Consider the following 21,169-nt stretch of genomic DNA (forward strand, 5'->3'; position numbering starts at 1 on the left):
GCCGCAGGCGGCGGATGCGATCTCCCGTCGTTTTCTCAACGGACTCATCTCGTGTATGTCTGCCCTCCCGTCGCGGCTCCCACGCCGCGGCGGGGGATCGTTTTTCGATTGCGGTGGCATCATGTTGAGATTGCTGGAGCGGCTGGGGCTGCGTTTCGAGGATGCCGTCGAGGAGCGGCGTTTCGTGGACCATTACGTCCGCGGCAGCACCGGCTGGACGCAGATCGCGATGGTGCTCGGCGCCTTCACCTTTGCCGGCTACACGCTGTGGGACTGGGTGCTGTATCCCGAGATCGTGCCGACCACGCTTGCGATCCGCGGCGGAACCGCCGTGCTGGTGCTGCTGCCGCTGACGGCGTTGCTGTCGACGCCGGCCCGCAAATGGGCCGAGCCGATCCATCTGCTCTATTGCGTCATCCCCGGCTGCGTGCTGCCGACGATCTATTGGGTGCTGCCCTCGGGCTTCACCTACTCCGCCGCCGGCATGATCATCGTCATCCTGTTCGTCTCGACCATGCTGCCGCTGCGCATCGGCTCCTACGCGACGTTCTGTGCGACGAGCTGGAGCGCGTTGGCGGTGGCCGAGAGTCTTGCGGCCGAGCCGCTGCCGCCGGGCCTGCGCTTCATCGATCATTCGCTGGTCGGCAATGCCTGCCTGCTCTCGCTCTATGCCGTCGGGGCGCGCGAGTACCAGGCACGCAAGCAGTTCCGCACCGCCGAAGCGCTGCAGCGGGAAAAGGAGCGCTCCGAGGCCTCGCTGCGCGATCTGCATGCCACCCAGGCCCATCTGGTGCAGGCGGAGAAGCTCGCCTCGCTCGGCCAGCTCGTCGCCGGCGTCGGCCACGAGGTCAGCACGCCGCTGGGGCTGGCGCTCACGACGTCGACCGCGATGGAAGGCGACGTCCAGACGATCGCCCGCATGCTCGGCGGCGGACTGGTGCGACGCTCGGACCTGGCGAAGGGCGTCGCGCGGCTGCAGGAGGGCCTGCAGCTGACCACGCAGAGCCTGCATCGGGCCTCCGAGATGGTGCACAGCTTCAAGCAGGTCGCCGTCGACCAGGCCAACGAGGCGCTGCACAGGTTCGAACTGCAGGGCTGGATGGCCGATCACATCGCCAAGCTCCGCCCACTACTGGCGCGGCAAGGCCTCACGGTCGCGCTGTCCTGCCCCGAGGGCATCGTGCTCACCAGCTATCCGGGCGCGCTCGGACAGGTCATCAGCATCCTCGCTTTCAACGCGGCGACGCACGCTTATCCCGGCGAGGTCAGCGGCCTCTTCACTGTCGAGGTCGCGCCGCCCGCCGATGGCGTTGTGCGCATCCTGTGCGCCGATCACGGCGTCGGCATGCCCGGCCATGTCCGCGGGCGGGTGTTCGATCCGTTCTTCACCACGCGCCGCGAGAAAGGCAATGCCGGCCTCGGCCTGCACATCGCCTTCAACCTCGTGGCCTCCACGCTCGGCGGCCGCATCGAGCTCGACAGCGAACCGCAGCAGGGCACGCGCGTCACGCTCGACATTCCCTTGATCGGACCGAGCAAGCCGGCCGAGCTGGAGCTCGCCGCGGCACAGTAGACGTCATCGCAACCGACAACGGCACCATGGGCACGATGAGCGCGCAGTCCGGCACGATCACGCCGAAGCGCTGACATCAGCCGGCGCCTGGTCCCGAAAAATGAGACCGGCGGCGCGTCATCCACAGTGGCTGGAGCGCTGTCGTGCGCGCCGCGGTCTCCTTCATCTGCACGACTTGCACGCGTCCGCAGGACGCTGTGCGCAAGCCGTGATCAGCCACGGCCGATGACGCAAAGTCGCCGCGCGCCGGCGCAGCTTCGCAGCATTTCGAACACTTCGGCACCGCACGACTTAGAGGGATTCAACGGCGCGCGACGTATTCTTGGCTGCACTGCATTGCTAGAGCTCACCTCAAGCAAACCGTTCGCTTGAACGGCGCGACGTTGGAAGTGCATTGAACGATGATGGACGATGAAGGCCGGCGCGATGCTCGCGCGCGAACCGGCATGTATGGCGCGATCGCGCTCGTGAGTGCCCTGACCGCAGACCTGGTCTGCTCCTCTTCTCTCCATGCCCAAGCGACGCTGCCGGCGGTGACGGTGGATGCACCGGCGCCGAAGCGCAAACCCGCGACATCGTCCAGCGCGCCGCAGCGTCAGGCGCGCGCCACGCCGTCGCGCCGCGCCATGCAGCCGCCACCGATGCCAACGCGGGCGGAGCGCGCCGCGGCGGAAGCCGTGGTGCTGAATGCGGCCAAGCTCAATTACCGCGCGATGCCGAGCGCGACGACACTGCGCAGCGGGGCCTCGCCGCTCGACACCGCGCAATCCGTCAATGTCGTGCCCGAGCAGGTGATCAGGGATCAGCTGCCGCGCAACATCGACGATGCGCTCGCCAATGTCAGCGGCGTCACCCAGGCCAACACGCTCGCCGGCACGCAGGATGCGGTGATGCGGCGCGGCTTCGGCGACAATCGCGACGGCTCGATCATGCGCAACGGCATGCCGCTGGTCCAGGGCCGCAGCCTCAACGCCGCCGTCGAGAGCGTCGAGGTGCTGAAAGGGCCGGCGTCGCTGCTCTACGGCATCATGGATCCCGGCGGCATCGTCAACACCATCAGCAAGCGCCCCGAATTGTATCAGCACGGCTCTGTCACGCTGCTCGGCTCGGCCTATGCCAACGACAGAACCGGTGCGGATGGCACCATCGACGTGACCGGCCCGATCGGCGATGGCGGCCTGGCCTATCGCTTCATCGGCTACGGCGTCAGCGAGGATTATTGGCGCAATTTCGGCCGCCATCGCGAGATGCTGGTGGCGCCGTCGCTGGCCTGGTATGGCGACATGACGACGGTGCAGCTCAACTACGAGCACCGCGAATTCATCACCCCATTCGATCGCGGCACCGCCTTCGTCAACGGCGCGCCGCTGGCGATCCCCGCCACGCGTCGCCTCGACGAGCCCTTCAACAACATGTGGGGGCAATCCGACCTGGTGCAGGCCTCGGTCGAGCAGAAGCTCAACGACGACTGGAAGCTCACCGCGGCTTACAGCTACAACACCGAGACCTTCAGCGCCAACCAGCTGCGCATCACCGCGATCAATGCGACCACGGGCCTGGAGACGCGCAGCAATGACGGCACCTGGGGCTCGCTGAGCCGGGTCAGCTACGGCACGTCCTATGTGCAGGGCGGCTTCTGGCTCGGCGGCCTGCGCAACGAGGTGCTGTTCGGCGGCGACGCGCAATATCGCACGATCTACCGCCAGGACCTGATCCGCCAGACCGTCTCGACGCCGTTCAACATCTACAACCCGGTCTACGGCCTGATCCAGCCGGGCACGACGATCTCGGCGACCGACAGCGAACAGACCGACAAGCTCGGTCAGTACTCCCTGTTTCTGCAGGACACGCTGCATCTCACCGACAGGCTCGCGCTGATCGGCGGCGTGCGTTACATGGACTATGAGCAGATCGCCGGCCGCGGCCGGCCGTTCAAGGCCAACACCAACGTGGCCGCCGACAAGGTGCTGCCGCTCGGCGGCGCCATTCTCAAGCTGAATGACCAGCTCTCGCTCTATGCCAGCTACACGCAATCCTTGAAGCCGAACTCGACCATCGCGCCACTGACCGGCGGCGTCGTGCTCGGCTCCAACATCGCGCCTGAGCAAGGAACGTCCTGGGAGACCGGCGTCAAATTCGATCTCGACAAGCGGCTGTCCGGCACTATCGCGGTCTATGACATCGACAAGAGCAACGTGCTGGTGTCGCAGCTCAATGCCAGCAACGTGCTCGAATACACCACCGCCGGCAAGGTGCGCTCGCGCGGCGCCGAGGTCGACGTCACCGGCAGGCTGACGCAGGCCTGGAGCATGATCGGCAGCTATGGCTACACCGATGCGCGGGTCACCGATGACCCGACCTACCGCGGCAAGCGGCTGCAGAATGTCGCGCTCAACACCGCCTCGCTGTATCTCGTCTACGATTTCGGCACCGCTGTGCCCGGCAAGCTCAGGCTCGGCGGCGGCGCGCGCTATGTCGGCGACCGCGCCGGCGATGCCGCCAACAGCTTCGTGATGCCGTCCTACGTGGTCGCCGACTTGTTCGCGACCTACGAGACGAAGCACCAGAACCTGCCGGTGATCTACCAGCTCAACGTCAAGAACCTGTTCGACAACGTCTACTACCCGTCGGCCAACAGCGTCCTGAATGTCGCGGTCGGCGATGCCAGGCGGGTCTCGCTGGCCGCGACCGTCAAATTCTAGCCGGCAGGATCGCGCCGTTCGACAGCTCGCAAGACAGGCAGAAGGGAGCTTCCTTTGACGACATCACACATCAAGACGGCTCTGCTGCAGATCCACTCCATCCTGGGGCTGGCGGCGGCGCTCATCCTCTCGGTGATGGGCGTCACCGGCGCGATCATGAGCTTCGAGGACGAGATCCAGGCGGGGCTCAACGGCGCCCTCGCCCATGTCGTCGCGCGCGATGCGGCGCCGCTGGCGCCGGCCGAGCTCATTGCCCGGCTCCAGGCCGATCCGGCCCTCGGCAAGGTCGCTGCGCTCTCGCTGTCGCGCGATCCGACATCAGCCGTCAGGGTCCGCTTCGCGCGCAGCGAGGATGGCGGCCATCCCGCCTCCGTGCTGGTCGATCCCTATGACGGGCGCGTGCTCGGCACGCCGCTCGGCGAGAGCTTCTTCGCCACGATCCGCCGGCTGCATCGCTGGCTGCTGCTGCCCGGCGACGGCAAGGGCGCCGGCCGCCAGATCACCGGCGCGACGGTGCTCGGGCTGATCGTGCTGTTGATCTCCGGCCTCGTGCTGCGCTGGCCGCGGCGGGCGAGCAGCGCGGCGTTGTGGCTGAAGCCGCAATGGCGGTTGAGCGGGCGCGGCCTGCACCGCTCGCTGCACAGCGTGATCGGCACCTGGCTGCTGCCGATCTATCTGGTGATCGCGCTGTCGGGTCTGTCATACTCCTACGTCTGGTACAAAGACGGACTCACCTGGCTGTTGAGCCCGAAGCCGCCTGCTGCGCCGAAGCCGGCGCGTGGCGAGCGCGATGCCAGTCCCGCCTCGCAGCAGCCCTTGGCGCTCGACCTGATCTGGGCGACCGCGCTGCGCGAGGCTGGCGACCGCTACATCACGCTTGATCTCATGCTGCCTGCGGGCGGCGCGACCGCTGTGCGGGTGCGATCCTGGCTCGACGAGACGCACGACATCCGCGACGAGTTCCGGATCGATGCCGGCACGGGCCGGCTGATCGCAGCGGAGCGCTATGCCGACAAGTCCACCGGTGAGCGGGTGCTGGCGCGCGTGTTCGATATTCATCGCGGCAGCATGCTCGGCTGGCCCGGCCGGATTCTGTTCATGCTGGCCGCCGCAACGATGCCGCTATTCGCGGTCACCGGCCTGCTGCTCTATCTGTCGCGGCGACGGTTGCGGCGGCCGCCGCAGCCGGTGCAAACGGTCCAGCTGGTCCCCGGCGAATAACGACAGCGCCGCTGCCGGCGCGTTCAGGCCGCCCGCGCCTGCGCGGCGCGGCGGATCGCGTTGGCCGCGATGATGACATGCAGCAGCAGTGACGTGCCAAATCCCAGGGCATGCTGGGCCGCCGTCGCCGGGATGGTGAGCACGGTCACGAGGCCGAGCGGGATGAACAGGATGATGCTGGAGACAAGGCCCGGATTGTAGCCGCGGAAGCGCAGCGCCGGACCAATATGCCCGAGCGAATTCACCAGCATCAGATAGGGTGCGACCAGGGCCCAAGCAGGACCGGCGATCCAGGCCACATAGATCGCGATCAGGTCGATGCCCCACACCGCGCCGCAATTGACCCAGAGCACGTCGATCGTGGTCAGCGCCTCGCGGCCGCCGAACATCACCTGATTGACGAAGCGGCGAAAGCGATCCCCGGTATGCTCCTCCACCTGGTGGATCATGTAGCCGGGGGAATGCAGGAAGATCAGCAGCAGCGGCAACGGCCAATCCGCGGCCAGCACCGGCACCAAAGCCAGCAGCGCTGCGGCCATGAACACGGCACCGGCAACCCAATGGCGGGCGAGGAGGTCGAGCATCTTCAATTGATGCGCGAGTCGCAGGAACTTGCCAAGCGAAGTTCCACCGGGGAAACACCGGGGCGTGGACGCCGGACACCGCCCAAGCGGCGTCCGCCAGCCGGCGTTCCGAAGGTACAAGGACTGCGCCTGCCGCCGACGGTTCGGCGTTCCCGGCTCTAACTCGTCTTCTGCTCGGCGGCAGACAGGCGCTGCGCCAGCTTCCTCAACGTCGCCTCCGACGGCGGCGCACTCTGGAACTCGCGGATCGCGCGGGCGAGTTCATGATCCGACATCGGCTGGGCCGGCTGCCTGAGCTCGCCGCGGGTCAATGCCGCCGCGATGCTGTCGAGATGCGGCCCTGAGCCGCCAAACAGGCGGCGAATCCGGTAGAGGAACGCAATGTGGGGCACGGCTGTTCTCCCGATGCGGCGACCACCAACTCCTCTCCGCATCCCGTGATACGATTGTCGAATTTAGTAGGACCGGCTGAAAGCATCGGCTCATTTGATACGGAAGCTGAGCAGCGAGCTCGAATCTCCCATGGATGCGGACAGGATCGTCGTCAACAAGCTCAAGGAACATTCCCGGTTGTCGAGCGACGACATCGCCGAGATCAAGACTCTCAGCTTCACGCGGCGCGAGCTGGCCGGCCATGAAGACCTGATCAGGCAAGGCGACGAACCTGACAAATCCGTCGTGGTCATGTCCGGCTGGGTTGCGCGCTATCATCTGCTCCGCAGCGGCGGGCGACAATATCTCTCATTTCACATGGCCGGCGACTGGCCGGACTCGCAGGCGCTGTTCCTCGACCGCATGGACCACGCGGTCTGCGCGATCGGCTCTGCGGCGGTCGCGTCCGTTCAGCACAAGGAGCTGACGCGGGCGATCAGCCGGCGGCCGTCGCTGGGTTTTGCGATCTGGCGCGAGACACTGGTCGACGCGTCGATCTTTCGCGAGGCCATCACCAACAACAGTGCGCGAGGCAAGCCGGCGCGCATGGCGCACCTGTTCTGCGAGCTGTTCTACCGCGCCAAAGCGCTTGGCCATGTCGACGGCAACCTGCTGCAGCTGCCGGTCAGCCTGATCCAGCTCGGCGAGGCGCTGGGCATGGCGATCGCGACCGTCAACCGCACATTGGTCGAGCTGCGCGCCAGCCGCGCGGTCGATTTCCGCAGCGGCACGCTGGCGGTCTATCATTGGCCACGGCTGTGCGCGATCGGCGAGTTCGATCCCGGCTATCTGCATCTGAAAAGCCTGCCGCGCTGAGGGGCAAGCTCATGCTGACGCGAGGCCGGGTGCGGGCGGCGACGTGTCGCCCGCAAGGTTTGCTTCAAGGCATCATCGCCGCTTACGCGATGCACGATCCGCGACGACGACGCAGACGCGGTCAGGTGCCCTTGGTGACGAGCTTCAGCGCATAGGCGTAGGGCCCGTTCGGACTCTTCTCGGCGATCCAGGCGCAGTGCCAGTCCGAGCCGTAGCGCAGCCCGGTATCCCATCCCGAGCCGCCGCCGTGCTCATTGTCCCACGACCAGGCCTTGCGATCCTTCTGCGGATCGGACGGGAAACTGCTGCTGTTGTAGACGGAAATCTGCCCCTGCTGCGCACGGAAAGGTGCGGTCGTGCTCCACTTGAGCCACAGATTGCCCTGCTCCTCATAGGCCGTGAGCGTCCATTGAAAGGATGCCGACACGGGCTGCGGATTGGTGCTGGTGGCCGACGCGTGCTCAATAACTGACATGGATCGTCTCCGTTTGAAATGAGATGAAAAATCTTCACGAGAATGGCTGCCGAAAAACAACAACCTCAACTTGTATAAGAGAATAATCTCACCCGAACAACGGGACTCCTCGCACAACCCCGTGATCGCTGCGTGAGATCACCCCGCGCAGGACGCAGCGTTACGCAAGCGACCTCAGATCAATCGACCTCAGATGCAGAGGCCGATCACCTTGATGTTGAGATGACAATCTTTGGAGGCCGGCGGCTTGGCGCCCCAGCGCGTCACCGGCTTGGTCTCGCTCTTCTCTGCTTTTGGCGCGGTCTGTGCGACCACGGCCTTGCCCCTGCTCTTCGGAGCCGGCTTCGGCCGGTCGCTGTCATAGTCGCCCGCGATCACCATGGCCCAATAAGTGCGCTTGCCGCTGGCATTCCGCGCGCTGGCGATGCCGACCTTGGTCGCCTTCGGCAGCAGCAGGTTCTTGCGATGGCCCGGCGAGTTGATCCATTGGCCGAGCGTCTTGTCGAAATTGTCATAGCCGTAAGCGATGTTCTCGGCGGCACGCCCGGCCTTCGACGGCGCGACGCGACGGGTGAATGGACCGAGCACCTCATGGCTGAGATCATCCTTCTCGGCCATCGCGCGGGCCTGCTCCAGCGCGATGCGGTCGAGCGTGGCATCGCGTATCACCCGGCCCTCGCCATTCTTGAGCCGGAACGCCGAGATCTGCGCCGCAGGCGAGGCATCCTCCGCATGTGCCGCCGGGACCGCCATAAACATGATCGCAGCGACGACGAGCGCGCGCAGCCCATGCGACATGAAACGAAGAACCGCCATCCTACGCGACCACCTCGATCGGATAGACGTCGATGGCCGGCTCTTCATAGGGATGGGCGGCGCGGACCGCCGTGAGCACCGCCTTCAATCTATCCTCCGTGCAGACCGTCTCGATCCGCTCCTCTTCAACAGCCTCGATCCGGCCGACGCTGCCGATCGTGGGATTGGCGCCGGCGAGCGGCCGGAAGCGCCCGATGCCCGTCACGGTAAACGAACAGTAATCGTAATTGCCAATCCGCCCGGCGCCGGCCTCGCCCATGGCGTCACGCACGGCCTCACCGGCGGCTGCGGGAACGTAGACGACGATCTTGTAGGTCTTCATGCGCGGCCAACGTCCAACCTGGATCACACGCGCGTTACCACCACCGCCAGAATCGCGCAATTTCACAGCAAGCGACGCCCGGTCACAATCCCGCCAGTGCGCCGCAACAAGGCGCCGACCAGCCATTCCGAAACGCGCCTTGTGCGCCGCAGCAAGTCCGATACACAGGGTGCATCACCTCATTCATCTGACCTGACGGAAGCCGCGCCTTGACTGACACCAGTGCCGACATCGAGATCGTCCGCCATCGGCCGATGGGGTTCGCCGAATTCGTGATCGTCATCGCGGCGATCATGGCGCTTAATCCGCTGGCCATGGACATGATGCTGCCGGCCCTGCCGAACATCGGCTCGACGTTCCACATCGACGTCGCCAACCGTGTGCAGACGGTGCTGTCGGCGTTCGTCATCGGCTTCGGGCTCGGCCAGTTCGCGATCGGCCCGCTGTCGGACAGCTTCGGCCGCCGCCCGGTCCTGATCGGCGGCATGGTGCTTTACGTGCTGGCAAGCTTGTTCGCGATTGCCGCTCCGTCGTTTGAAATGCTGCTGCTGGCGCGCGCATTGGAGGGCCTCGGAACGGCCGCCACGCGCGTGATCGCGACCTCGATCGTGCGCGACTGCTATGCCGGCCGCCGCATGGCGAGCGTGGTGTCGCTGGCGATGATGGTGTTCATCGCGGTGCCCGTGGTCGCGCCGTCGTTCGGCCAGGCCGTGATGATTCTGACGCAATGGCGCGGCATCTTCATCGTGCTGACGATCTATGGCGTCGTCGCGCTGTTGTGGACCGCAGCCCGTCTCCCCGAGACGCTACCAGAAAACGAGCGCAAGCCGTTCTCCGTCGCCGAAATCACGGCCTCCTTCCGCAAGACGCTGACCGACCGCCAGACCCTCGGCTACGCACTTGCCGCCAGCGGCGTGTTCGGCGCGCTGTTCGGCTACGTGCTGTCGTCGCAGCAATTGTTCACCGGCGTCTATCATCTCGGCCATTACTTCCCGCTCGCCTTCGCGGCGATCGCGGTGACCATTGCGCTCGCGGGCTTTCTCAATGCCCGGCTGGTCGGCCGTCTCGGCATGCGCGTGATCTCCCATGGCGCGCTGGTCGGCAGCGTCGTGATCGCGTTGGCCTGCTTCGCTGCTGCCATGCTCGGCACCTTGCCGCTGTGGCTGTTCATGACGCTGTCGGCGGCGATGATGTTCTCGTTCGGCCTCACCTTCGCGAATTTCACGGCGCTGGCGCTGGAGCCGCAGCGCGCCAATGCGGGCACGGCGTCCTCGATCTACGGCTCGATCACAACGCTGCTCGGCATGGCCGCCGGCGCGGTCGTGGGCCAAGCCTTCGACGGCACGGTCGTGCCGTTCGCAACCGGCTTCCTGGCCTGCACGGCCAGCGCACTCATCATCGTGCTGATCACCGAGAAGGGCCGGCTGTTCCGCAGCCATCATAAGCCAGTCTGATCGACCTCACATGCAGGCGCCCTGCCCGCGCTGCGGGCACAGCTTGAGCACGCTCGACAGCGACAGCAACAGACGCACGCCGCGCGTCGAATTGTCCGGCGCTCGGTAGCCGAGCGGCACCGCGACGCCGAGATCGGCACGCCAGTCGTTGGGGAAGGTGAAGCGCACACCGGCTCCGGCCGACGTCAGCGCAACGCCATCGGACGGCCGAAAGCCGTCATTCCAGGCAAGCCCTGCATCGAAGAAGCTGTAGAGCTGATAGCTCTTCAGATAGGCCCAGTTCGGCGTCTGCTCGAAGCGGACCTCGAACGTGCCGGCGATGCCGTTGTCGCCGCTGATCTCGGCGCTGCCATAGCCACGACCATAGGACAGGCCGCCGAGATAGAATTGCTGGGAGTTATATAGCGGCCCCGAGGCAAGCTGGCCCGCGGCCGCAAGCTTCAGCGACCAGGCCTCCGACAGCGCCTGATAGCGCGTGAACCAGCCGTTGACGACGGAGAAGCTCGGCGAAGCTCCCGCACGCGACGCCATGATATCGCCAGCCGGCGTCGCCCCAAAGGCATTGAGCCCTTGCCGATAGGCGAGCGTCAGATAGCTGTCACCGCCGAGATCATCCTTCCAGCGGTAGTCCGACGTGAACGTCAAGGTACGGATACGGTCACGATACCAGATGCCGAAGATGTCGCGCTCGGTCACGTCGCTGAAGGCGGCCGCCATCGTCAGATTCAACGATGCGCGTTGCGACTGGATCGGCGCGATGCCACCGCGCAGCTCGACCGTCTCGGTCACGGTGTTGTCGTTGAAGCGACGCCTGATGTCGCCCGGCCGCACCTCGCTATACAGCGCAGAGGCGCCGATATGCACCCCGTCGGTTCCGAGCGGAACGTCATAGGACAGTCGCCCGAACGCGAGCTGCCGCGGATCCCCCGGGGTCGTCGACAGGTTCGCCGTCAGCGTGTCGCCCGGGAGCAGATAGGAGTTGAAGGCGGCCGTGGCATAGCTCTGCCAAGGGCCCACCGTCGACGATCCCATATTGTCGATGCCGGCGAAGCCGTAGACGTGCCAGGTCTTGAGCTCGAGGATCAGGCGGAAACGGCCGGTGGTGCCGCCGATCTCCTCCAACGAGGAATCGACCAGGCGTACGCCGCCGCGGCTGTTGATCAGGAGCAACTGCCGCTCCAGCGTGGCAAGGCGCGAGGGCTGCTCGGCCAGCACCGGGCCAAGCATTGCACGGATTCCGAACTCCTCCGCACCGGGACCCTGCAGGCTGACCTCGGTGATGCTGCCCTCGATGATCTGGACCCGCACCGTGCCGTTGCTGACGTCCTGCGGCGGGATGATGGCCCGACTCAGATGGAAGCCGGCGGCCCGGTAGAGATCGCTGATCGCGGTCGCAATGGCGGCGAGATCGGCCTGCGACACCGGCTTGCCGATATAGCTCTGATAGGCTGCCGCGAGCTGGTCCGCCGGCAGCGCCGACGCGCCCGTCAGCGTGACTCCGCGGAGGGTGAACAAGGTCTTACGATCGCCGCCCTTGTCTTGCGAGCCGAATGTCGGCGCGCGCGGGCGCGGCGGCAGCTGCTGTGCGGGACGCGACTGTTCGTCGAAATATTTCTCGGTCTGCCGGGGATCGAAGCTCGGCTGATTGACCTGCTGCGCATGACCGGGTGCCGCGCCCAGCAAGGCGGAGAACGCCATGCCCGCAGCGGCCGCGGTTCCCCTGAGCATGCGCGATGCGCGCGGCCCGGCGGCTCCGTCGCGCCGGCCCGCGTATTTCCCGACGCTCTCGACACAACGGCGACCCATGCCGTCGTTCTTAATTTGTTAAGGTCAATGAAGCGTAAACGCGGGAGGAAAACCTAGGCACAACTCATAAGGCTCTCTTGAAACATTTTGTCTAGTTTTGGGAGACAGCAACCGCCGCGAGTGTGGACCATGTCAGCCAAGCGCTTCCTGTTACCGGCTCTGATGGCCGCGTTCGTTCTCGGTGCGGCCCCCGCCGCATTCGCGGCCGACGGCGAGCCGTGGCTGGTCAGCAAATTCTCGGGCGATGTCTGGGTCACAAGCTCGGGCGCCACGCAGGTTTCGCTCGGACGCGAGGACATGCTGAAGCCAGGAGACACGATCCGCACCGGGCCAAGCGGGCACGTGCGCCTCACGCGCGGCGCCGAGATGATGATGATCGGGCCGAACTCGGAGGTCGGTCTCCCGGCCGCAGCCAAGGACGGCATGGCGACGACGATCCTCCAGCGCGCCGGCTCGATCCTGCTCGAGGTCGAGAAGCGCAATGTTCAGCACTTCGAGGTCGAAACGCCCTATCTCGCCGCCGTGGTGAAGGGAACCAAGTTCAGCGTCACGATCAGCGGCCGCAACACCAGGGTCGAAGTCAGCCGCGGACAGGTTCAGGTATCAGACTTCAAGACCGGGCAGATCGCCCAGGTGATGCCCCGCCAAGCCGCCACGGCGTATGCAAGCGGTCGCGCGGGCCTTGTCCTGTCCGGCGCGGGCACATTCAGCCCGATCGAACAGGGCCGGCCGCGCACCCCGACCATCGATCGCATCCCGGTGCCGAGAGACGGCCTGCGCGCGCCGCGCGATGCCAAAGGCGGCGTAATTCATGCGCTCAACGCCAGCGGCGCCGCGCTCCGTGCCGCGACGGCTACGCCTGCTCCGCAACATTCCGGACCAGCGTCTGCAACTGCAAGGCCGAACGTCGTCCGAATTTCGACCTCGATCGGTGAGGTCAACCTCAACGTTCAGAAGGCGACGCGCGGCCTCGCCCATGGCGCGCACACGGCGACCGGAGGCGCTGGACGCAGTGCTGCCTGGAACGACCCGCGCAGCGGCAACGGCAATGCGGCAAGCAGTTCGGCCACGAGCAGCGCGTTCGGAGATTCGTCGGTGGCAGCCGCAGTGACCGCCGCTGTCGGCTCGCCGGCCGCATCCGCCAGCAATGGCAACGCCAACGCTGCCGCTAATCTCGCCGCCGCCAACGGCAACGGCAACGGCAACGGAAATGGGAACGGGAACGGAAACGGAAACGGAAACGGAAACGGAAACGGAAATAACGGCAACGGCAATAACGGCAACGCGGGAAACAACGGTAACGGAAACAACGGCAACGGAAACAGCGGCAACGGAAACAGCGGCAACGGAAACGGAAACGGCGGCAGTAGTGACGACCATGGCAGCAATCGTGGCCGCGGTAATGCCTACGCCTACGGCCACAACAAGAACTGATGCGACCGCCCGCGTAGCAAGGGCGCAATCGGATGAATGCGGACGACGTCGTTGGCGCGGATGAGCGCCGCGCAAATGGGGACACCAATGAAGCCGGGATCGCGCGGATGGAGGTCGGCGTGATCCGCGCAGAAGCGGGAGGGGGCATGTTCAGGCGGTTTATGCCGCATATTCTGGTCGTCGTTGCGCTGCTCACCGTCGGCCTGTCCGGCGGTTACGAGCTCCTCAGCCATGCGCTGGTCGACCTGCGCTTCCGTCTCGACCGTCATCCAGCCAGCGGGGAGATCGCGGTCGTGGCCATCGACCCGCGCTCGATCGAGGCTATCGGTGTCTGGCCGTGGCCGCGAACACATCATGCCCGCTTGGTGGAGCAGCTTCAGCGCGCCGGCGCACGCGACATCGCCCTCGACATCGACTTCAGCGCGCCGTCAGACCCGGCCGCGGATCAGGCCTTTGTGGATGCGCTGCTCAGCACCAAGGGGGCCGTGGTGCTGCCGGCCTTCAAGCAGCTCAAGGACGCGGTCCTGTTCGCCAATCGGCCGCTGCCGCGGTTCGAACAGGAGGCGTGGTCCGCCTTCGTGAACATCGTGGTGGAGCGGGACGGCCGCGTCCGAAGCTATGCCTATGGCGATTACGACAAGGACAGCTTCCTGCAGTCGATGGGCGCGTTTCTCGCCGGCAGCAATGTCACCAGGGACACCACGTTCCTGATCGACTACGGCATCGACCCGTCATCATTGCCAAGAGTGTCCTATGTCGATGTGCTGCACGGCGACGCGGCGGCGCTGGCCAAGCTCAAGGACAAGCGCGTCATTGTCGGCTCGACCGCCGTCGAGCTCGGTGATCACTACAGCGTTCCGAATGGCCGCGTCCTGCCGGGCGCCGTGCTACAGGCGCTCGCGGCGGAATCGATCCTCCAGAACCGCACGCTGGTCCCGACATCGAGTGTGGCGACCGTCGCGGCTCTGCTGCTGATCGTCGTCACAATGCTGCTCAGCTGGCCGCATCTGTCGGCCGCGCGGCGCGCCCTGCTGGTCGGGATCCTCAGCATCACGATCGAGGTCGTGGCGCTGATTCTACATGATCGCTTCGCGCTGGTGTTCGACACCGCGCTGCTGCAGATCGCGCTGGTCGCCTATCTGGCGGCCACCGCGCTCGACGAGATCGACTTTCGCGGCCTGCTGCGCCATGTTGCCGAGAGCCGCTTCGAGCGGATCGCGATGTCGATCGGCGACGGGCTGGTGTGCACCGACAAGGACAAGCACATCACCGTGTGGAATCCCGGCGCGGTCGCGATCTTCGGCTATGGCGCAGAGGAGATCATCGGTCAGCCTTTCGCGCGCTTGCGGGCGGACCGCAGCGACACGGACGACCTGTTCCCGCAGCAAGAAGCGGCACTGCCGGCCCCCCTATTGCCCGGCGGCGCGACGGTCGAATTCGAGGGCCGCCGCAAGGACGGCGAGGTCTTCCCGGTCGAGGCGAGCGTCTCGGCCTGGCAGGGCGCGGATGGTCTGCAATATGGCGTGATCCTGCGCGACATCTCGGTGCGGAAGCGCGAGGCGGAGCGCATTCGTTATCTGGCCGAGCACGATACTCTGACCGGGCTGATCAACCGCAACACGCTGCAGACCGAGCTTGCTGCGATGATCGAAACGGCAGATGCGGGAGCAGACCGGCTGGTGCTGCTCGTGATCGGCCTCGATGGGTTCCAGCACATCAACGACATGCTGGGCCACGCCTTCGGCGATAGCGTGTTGCGTGCGGCCGCTGAGCGGCTGCGGAGCGAAATCGGCAGCATGGGCTGCGTCGCCCGGCTCAGCGGCGACGAATTCGCCGTCGCCATTCCCTCTTCCGCCATCGGCGGCACCGTGGCCGAACTCGCGGAGCACGTCTCACATCTGTTCGAAACACCGCTGGAAGCCGCCGCGCGGCAGCAGCGCGTCAAGATCACCCTTGGCGTCGCGGTTCATCCGGACGGTGGCCAGAGCGCGGACGAACTGCTCAGCAATGCCCACCTCGCGCTGTGCCGCGCCAAGACCGACCGGCGCGGCAGCCACATGATCTTCGAGCCGGCGATCCGGCAGGAGCTGGAGCGGCGCCTCACCCTCGAAGCCGAGCTGGCGCTCGCCGTCGAACGCCGTGAATTCGAGCTGTTCTACCAGCCGCAGGTCGACCTCTCGAGCGGCCGCGTGATCGGCGCCGAAGCGCTGATCCGCTGGCGGCATCCGACGCGCGGCCTCGTGCCGCCCGGCGATTTCATCCCGGTGGTCAACACCTCGCCGTTGTCCGAAGCCGTTGCCACCTGGGTCATGGCGACCGCCTGCCGACAGGCACGGGAATGGCAGCTCGCCGGCCACGAGATCCGGGTCGGTATCAACCTGTCGCCGTCGCAGTTCCAGTCCGGCGATCTCGCCGCCTTCGTCAGCAAGCTGCTGACGGTCACCGGCGTGTCACCGGGCCTGATCGAGCTCGAAGTCACCGAGGACATTCTGCTGCATGACGAACCCGGCGTGCTGCAGACCTTCAACCGACTGCAGGCGCTCGGCGTCAGCCTGGTGTTCGACGATTTCGGCACCGGCTACGCAAGCCTCAGCTATCTCAAGAAATTCCCGCTGGACGGACTCAAGATCGACCGTTCCTTCGTTCGTGACGTGCTGACCCAGGCCGATGACGCCGCCATCGTCGGCTCCACCGTCAGCCTGAGCAGGCAGCTCAATCTGTCCGTCATCGCCGAAGGCATTGAGAACCAGGCGACGGCCGACTTCCTCCTCGCGCTCGGCTGCGAGCATGGCCAGGGCTATCACTTCGGCAAGCCGATGCCGGCCGCCGATTTCGAGCGCCGATTCCTGTCGGCGGACAACACGGCGCGGCAGGCCGGCGCGGCGTGAACGGGCGCTGAGGCCCGCCTCACCCGCCGCCTTTCTTGCCGCCCTTGCCTTCGCCTTCCAGCGCCTTGCGCACCGCCTTGAACTCGTCGAGCGCGGCGCCATCGACGCGCGGGAAATGCAGATCGAGCGCTTCCAGCGCGGCCACGATGGTCGATCCGATCACGACGCGGGCAAACCATTTGTGGTCGGCCGGGACGACATACCAGGGCGCATACGACGTCGAGGTGTGGCGCACGATGTCCTGGTAGACCGCCTGGTAGCGATGCCATTTGGCGCGCTCGGTGACGTCGCCCATCGAGAACTTCCAGTTCTTCGCCGGCTGCTCGAGCCGATCGAGAAAGCGCTCGCGCTGCTCCTCCTTGGAGATGTTGAGGAAGAACTTCAGGATCACGGTGCCGTTGCGCGTGAGGTAACGCTCAAAGGCGGAGATGTCCTCGAAGCGCTCGCGCCAGATGTTCTTGGTGACGAGCCGCGCCGGCAGCTTCTCGGCCTTCAGCACCTCGGGATGAACGCGCGTGACCAGGCATTCTTCGTAGTAGGAGCGGTTGAAGATGCCGATGCGGCCGCGCTCCGGCAGAGCAAGCACGGTGCGCCACATGAAATCATGGTCGAGCTCCTTCGAGGTCGGCTGCTTGAACGAGGTGACCTCGCAGCCCTGGGGATTGACGCCCTCGAAGATGCTCTTGATCGCGCTGTCCTTGCCTGACGCGTCCATGCCCTGCAGCAGCACCAGCACCGACCAGCGGTCCTGGGCATAGAGCTTCTCCTGGAAGTCGGAGAGACGCTTGCGGTTCTGCTCGATGATGGCTTCGCCGTCCGGCTTGTCGAGACCGCCCTTCACCTTGGTCTTGTGCGACTTCAGGTGAAATTTGTGCCCGCCATCGATTCGGAACGGCGAAATGAAGCCGTCGAGCTCGGTGGCCAAGGTGCGGGCCTTCTTGCTCATGCGGAGCGCTCCGGTTCGCTGAACTGGGTGTTGAGAAAGGCGGTGACGAAATGCGGCATCGCCGCGGTCAGGTCTGCCCTGCTGCGGACCAGGCGGATCGCCGACAGTTCCGGCTCGTCCTGGGCGGCGAGATTGGCCTCGATGCGGCGTTTCAGGATCTCGCCGGTCTCGGCCGCATCGAGCACACGCATCAAGGCGATCGATGCCCCGGTCACGACGCAGTCCCAATGCGGCGATGCCTGATAGTCCGCAGGCGCAAGCCCGGTCTCCTCCTCGACCTCGCGGGCGACATTGGCGGCGAGATCGAGCGTGCCGTCGCGGACATCGTCGAGATCGGGCGTGCCAGCGGGAAAATACAGCCGGCCGGCATTGGCCGTATGCGCGCCCATCTCGCCGAGCACGAAGGCGCCGTCGGAGGCGCGCAGCGCGCCCATGCCGAAGCCGTTGAAGGCGGTGCGGTCCGGAAAGCCCCAGTCCCGCCACGCCAGCAGGCTGGCGAAATCCGCCTCGAAATAGCTGGCGGAGAACGTGCCGCCGTCGAAGCGGGCATCGCGCCCGAGCAGAATGCGGCCGTTCCACAGGCCGGGCTTCTCGCGCTGCCGCTCGGCGAAATGCGCCGCGATGTCGTCGCGGCGCTCACGCGCGAACGGCCAGTCCCAGGGCTCGACCTTGAGGTCGAGCGCGGTGACGCGATGGATGACGGCGCCCGTCATCCGCTATTTCGCGCCCGTGCCAGTCGTGCCCTTCGCCTGCTCGACGAACTTGTTGGTGAAGGTCTTGCTGACGTCGATATTGGCCTTGGCGACATCGGGCGAGCCGGTGCTGAACACCGCGAGCACGGCGTCGGCCCCCTTGGGATCCATCTTGCCGGTTTGCGAATACATCGGGATGGTGTTCTTCAGGGCGGCGAGATAGAGCGCCTTGTCCTTGCCGACCAGTTCCTCCGGCATCTTGGCCATGATCTCCTCCGGACTATGCGCATGGATCCAGCCGAGCGTGGCGACGATCGCGTTGGTCAGCGCCTGCGTCTCCTTCTCATGGCCGGCAATCCACGCCACGGTCGAATACAGCGCCCCGCCCGGATATTCGCCGCCGAACACCTCCAGAGTATCGTGCTGGGTGCGGGTGTCGGAGAGGATCTTGAGATCCGGATGCGTGCCCTGCAGCACGGTGACGGAGGGATCGAGCATCACGGCGGCGTCGATCTGGCCCTGCTCCATCGCGGCGACCGCGGTGGCGCCGAGGCCGACGCCGATCACGGCGGTACCGGTCGGGTCGAGCCCGTTCTTCTTGAGCAGATATTTCAGGAAGAAATCGGTCGAGGAGCCGGGCGCGCTGACGCCGACCTTCTTGCCGGCGAGATCCTTGATCGAATTGATCTCCTTGTTGTGCGACGGCGACACCACCAGCACCAGGCCGGGATAGCGGTCATAGACCACGAAGGACTGCATCTCCTGCTTCTTGGCGGCGAGATTGACGCAATGATCGAAATAGCCGGAGACCACGTCGGCGCTGCCGCCGAGCACGGCCTTCAGCGCATCCGAGCCGCCCTTGAGATCCACCAGTTCGACGTCGAGCCCGGCCTTCTGATATTCGCCGAGCTGCTTGGCCAGCACCGTCGGCAGGTAGCACAGGCAGGCGCCGCCGCCGATCGCGACGGTGACCTTGCTCGCGGCGGTGGCGAGACCGGTGCTCAGGCCCAGCGCCAGCAGCGCGCCGGTGATCCGGCCGATGATCTTGTTCATGCGTTTCCTCCGTTCATGTCGTCGATCAGATTAGGCCCGTCGGCCATCAATGAGAAGGCGGCCCCAACTTCGCTGTCGTCCCTGCGAACCCAGCGACCCATAACCACAGGCCCTCGTTTGTGGCCGGCGCGACGACCAATCTGTTCCAACCTCGAGATCACGCGGTATGGGTCCTCGCGTTCGCGGGGACGACAGCTGAGCGTGATGAGACACCGCGCCCGTCATCGCCCATCCGCGGCGTCCGGGCGCCACACCAGCAGCCGCCGCTCGACCAGGGTGACGCCGATATCGATCAGGATCACGAAGGCCGACAGCACGAACATGCCGGCGAACACGCCGGCGACGTCGAACACGCCTTCGGCCTGCTGGATCAGATAGCCGAGGCCGGCCGCGGAGCCGAGATATTCGCCGACGACGGCGCCAACCACCGCAAAGCCGACGGAGGTGTGCAGCGAGGAGAACATCCAGGACAGCGCCGACGGCCAATAGACATGGCGCATCAATTGCCGCTCGTTCATGCCGAGCATGCGCGCATTGTCGCGCACCACGGTCGAGACCTCCTTCACGCCCTGATAGACGTTGAAGAAGACGATGAAGAACACCAGCGTGACACCGAGCGCGACCTTGGACCAGATGCCGAGGCCCAGCCACAGCGTAAAGATCGGCGCCAGCACCACGCGCGGCAGCGCATTGGCCATCTTGACGTAGGGATCGAACACCGCGGCGACCAGCGGCTTGCGCGCGAACCAGAAGCCGACCAGCACCCCGCCGAGCGAGCCAATCGCGAAAGCGAGGATCGACTCCCACAGCGTGATCGCAAGATGCTTCCAGATCGCCCCGCTCGCGAACCATTTGACGACCTGGGCAAACACGTCGACCGGGTTGGAGAAGAAGAACGGCGGCAGCAAAATGCGGCCGAACACCGGCACGGTGGCCAGCAATTGCCACAGCGCGAGCGCGACGATCGCAACGAGCAGCTGCAGCGCGAGCAGACCGAGACGCGACATCACACCGCCCCCGCCTGCTTGTAGGTCTTCTCGACCTCGGTTTTCAGCGTCTGCCAGATCTCGCGATGCAGCTCATGGAACTCGTGCTTCATCCGCACCTCGAAGATGTCGCGCGGGCGCGGCAGGGTGACCCGCCAGTCGCCGATGATGCGCGAGGCGGGACCGGCCGACATGATGACGACGCGATCGGCGAGCGCGATCGCTTCCTCCAGGTCATGGGTCACGAACAAGACCGCCTTGCGGTCGGCGCTCCAGAGGTCGAGCAGCAGATTGCCCATGATCTGCCGGGTCTGCGCGTCCAGCGGCCCGAACGGCTCATCCATCAGGATGATTCTGGGATTGCGGATCAGCACCTGGGCGAGCCCGACGCGCTTGCGCTGGCCACCCGACAGCATATGCGGGTAGCGGTTGCCGAAGGCGCCAAGGCCGACCGAGGCCAGCCATTGCTGCGCCTTCGCAGCCGCGTCGGCCCGGGCGGAGCCCGCCACCTCCAGCCCGATCGCGACGTTCTCCAGGGCTGTCTTCCAGGGGAACAGCGCATCGGCCTGGAACAGGTAGCCGGCGTCGTGATTGAGGCCGGCCAGCGGCTGGCCGAAAATGCGGACGCTGCCGGCGGCCGGCTTGAGCAGCCCGGCGGCGACGTTGAGAAGGGTGGATTTGCCGCAGCCGGTCGGCCCGACAATGGCGACGAACTCGCCATCGGCCACGCTGAGCTGCGCCGTTTCGACGGCGGTGTAAGTGCGTCCGCCGGCGAGACGGAATGCCACCGTCGTCCCGTCCAGCGAGACCGCGGCGGCCGTGGGCGTCGTCACGTTCCAGATTCCTCCCCGAAAATGGCCGGGACGGCTTAGCCGCTTGCGCGGCGAAGTTCAACGCACCGGCGGGACGTGCTAGGTCCGATCGGGCGGGCCCTTGCCCTCCCCTGGGAGGGGGAGCAGCGCGCGAGCT

At 65.9% G+C, this 21,169-nt stretch carries 18 protein-coding genes; 7 read left to right on the forward strand and 11 right to left on the reverse strand.

The annotated features are described in order from the left end of the window. Nucleotides 1-121: 121 nt before the first annotated feature. The 3 genes from BBTA_RS28290 (at nt 122) to BBTA_RS28300 (ending at nt 5,496) form a co-directional block, all read left to right on the forward strand. Nucleotides 122-1,573 (forward strand): sensor histidine kinase, encoded by a 1,452-nt coding sequence (locus BBTA_RS28290; RefSeq protein WP_012045929.1) that lies wholly within the window; start codon nt 122-124, stop codon nt 1,571-1,573. Nucleotides 1,574-1,974: 401 nt separating this feature from the next. Then, nucleotides 1,975-4,275 (forward strand): TonB-dependent siderophore receptor, encoded by a 2,301-nt coding sequence (locus BBTA_RS28295; RefSeq protein ID WP_012045930.1) that lies wholly within the window; start codon nt 1,975-1,977, stop codon nt 4,273-4,275. A gap of 54 nt (nt 4,276-4,329) precedes the next feature. Next, the gene (locus BBTA_RS28300) at nt 4,330-5,496 is read left to right on the forward strand and encodes a PepSY domain-containing protein (protein ID WP_012045931.1); all 1,167 of its coding nucleotides are present in this window, start codon (nt 4,330-4,332) and stop codon (nt 5,494-5,496) included. A 23-nt stretch (nt 5,497-5,519) separates the two neighbouring features. Here BBTA_RS28300 and BBTA_RS28305 read toward each other — a convergent pair whose 3' ends face one another. Together BBTA_RS28305 and BBTA_RS28310 are read right to left on the reverse strand one after the other, a co-directional pair. After that, the gene (locus BBTA_RS28305) at nt 5,520-6,080 is read right to left on the reverse strand and encodes an HXXEE domain-containing protein (RefSeq protein WP_012045932.1); all 561 of its coding nucleotides are present in this window, start codon (nt 6,078-6,080) and stop codon (nt 5,520-5,522) included. Between the two features lie 158 nt (nt 6,081-6,238). Then, a complete protein-coding gene (locus tag BBTA_RS28310; RefSeq protein ID WP_012045933.1) occupies nt 6,239-6,472 on the reverse strand; it encodes a hypothetical protein in 234 nt (77 codons plus the stop codon). A 130-nt stretch (nt 6,473-6,602) separates the two neighbouring features. On the opposite strand from BBTA_RS28310, the gene BBTA_RS28315 reads away from it, so the two are divergent. Further along, nucleotides 6,603-7,328: a Crp/Fnr family transcriptional regulator gene (locus tag BBTA_RS28315; RefSeq protein ID WP_012045934.1), complete on the forward strand. Its 726-nt coding sequence runs from the start codon at nt 6,603-6,605 to the stop codon at nt 7,326-7,328. Between the two features lie 121 nt (nt 7,329-7,449). Here BBTA_RS28315 and BBTA_RS28320 read toward each other — a convergent pair whose 3' ends face one another. The 3 genes from BBTA_RS28320 to BBTA_RS28330 all read right to left on the reverse strand — a co-directional run bounded on the left by BBTA_RS28320 (nt 7,450) and on the right by BBTA_RS28330 (nt 8,941). After that, nucleotides 7,450-7,803 carry a hypothetical protein gene (locus tag BBTA_RS28320; RefSeq protein ID WP_012045935.1) on the reverse strand — a complete coding sequence of 118 codons (354 nt, stop codon included), beginning with the start codon at nt 7,801-7,803 and terminating at the stop codon, nt 7,450-7,452. A gap of 189 nt (nt 7,804-7,992) precedes the next feature. Continuing rightward, nucleotides 7,993-8,619 carry a CAP domain-containing protein gene (locus tag BBTA_RS28325; RefSeq protein ID WP_012045936.1) on the reverse strand — a complete coding sequence of 209 codons (627 nt, stop codon included), beginning with the start codon at nt 8,617-8,619 and terminating at the stop codon, nt 7,993-7,995. A 1-nt stretch (nt 8,620) separates the two neighbouring features. Beyond that, entirely contained in the window at nt 8,621-8,941 is a 321-nt protein-coding gene (locus tag BBTA_RS28330) for a YqfO family protein (RefSeq protein ID WP_012045937.1), read from the reverse strand. A 209-nt stretch (nt 8,942-9,150) separates the two neighbouring features. Between BBTA_RS28330 and BBTA_RS28335 the strand changes: the two genes are divergently transcribed. Further along, nucleotides 9,151-10,395: a multidrug effflux MFS transporter gene (locus BBTA_RS28335; protein WP_012045938.1), complete on the forward strand. Its 1,245-nt coding sequence runs from the start codon at nt 9,151-9,153 to the stop codon at nt 10,393-10,395. A gap of 6 nt (nt 10,396-10,401) precedes the next feature. Here BBTA_RS28335 and BBTA_RS28340 read toward each other — a convergent pair whose 3' ends face one another. Next, nucleotides 10,402-12,123, reverse strand: a complete 1,722-nt coding sequence (locus BBTA_RS28340; protein WP_168167922.1) for a POTRA domain-containing protein — start codon at nt 12,121-12,123, stop codon at nt 10,402-10,404. A 207-nt stretch (nt 12,124-12,330) separates the two neighbouring features. On the opposite strand from BBTA_RS28340, the gene BBTA_RS28345 reads away from it, so the two are divergent. Then, on the forward strand, nt 12,331-13,635 hold the full coding sequence (locus BBTA_RS28345; RefSeq protein ID WP_012045940.1) for a FecR family protein: 1,305 nt from the start codon (nt 12,331-12,333) through the stop codon (nt 13,633-13,635). A gap of 146 nt (nt 13,636-13,781) precedes the next feature. Then, nucleotides 13,782-16,523, forward strand: coding sequence for an EAL domain-containing protein (locus BBTA_RS28350; RefSeq protein WP_012045941.1), 2,742 nt, complete (start codon nt 13,782-13,784; stop codon nt 16,521-16,523). Nucleotides 16,524-16,542: 19 nt separating this feature from the next. Here BBTA_RS28350 and BBTA_RS28355 read toward each other — a convergent pair whose 3' ends face one another. From BBTA_RS28355 to BBTA_RS28375, 5 genes are all read right to left on the reverse strand, one after another. Next, complete coding sequence (locus BBTA_RS28355; protein WP_012045942.1) at nt 16,543-17,469, reverse strand: polyphosphate kinase 2 family protein; 927 nt, start codon at nt 17,467-17,469, stop codon at nt 16,543-16,545. After that, nucleotides 17,466-18,182 carry an NUDIX hydrolase gene (locus BBTA_RS28360; protein ID WP_012045943.1) on the reverse strand — a complete coding sequence of 239 codons (717 nt, stop codon included), beginning with the start codon at nt 18,180-18,182 and terminating at the stop codon, nt 17,466-17,468. The genes BBTA_RS28355 and BBTA_RS28360 overlap by 4 nt, the downstream gene beginning before the upstream one ends. A gap of 3 nt (nt 18,183-18,185) precedes the next feature. After that, entirely contained in the window at nt 18,186-19,214 is a 1,029-nt protein-coding gene (locus BBTA_RS28365) for an ABC transporter substrate-binding protein (RefSeq protein WP_012045944.1), read from the reverse strand. Between the two features lie 221 nt (nt 19,215-19,435). Beyond that, entirely contained in the window at nt 19,436-20,221 is a 786-nt protein-coding gene (locus tag BBTA_RS28370; RefSeq protein ID WP_012045945.1) for an ABC transporter permease, read from the reverse strand. Continuing rightward, a complete protein-coding gene (locus BBTA_RS28375; protein ID WP_012045946.1) occupies nt 20,221-21,033 on the reverse strand; it encodes an ABC transporter ATP-binding protein in 813 nt (270 codons plus the stop codon). Before BBTA_RS28375 ends, BBTA_RS28370 begins: the two co-directional genes overlap by 1 nt. Nucleotides 21,034-21,169: the final 136 nt, after the last annotated feature.

The sequence above is a fragment of the Bradyrhizobium sp. BTAi1 genome, assembly GCF_000015165.1.
GTDB classification, from domain to species: Bacteria; Pseudomonadota; Alphaproteobacteria; order Rhizobiales; family Xanthobacteraceae; genus Bradyrhizobium; species Bradyrhizobium denitrificans.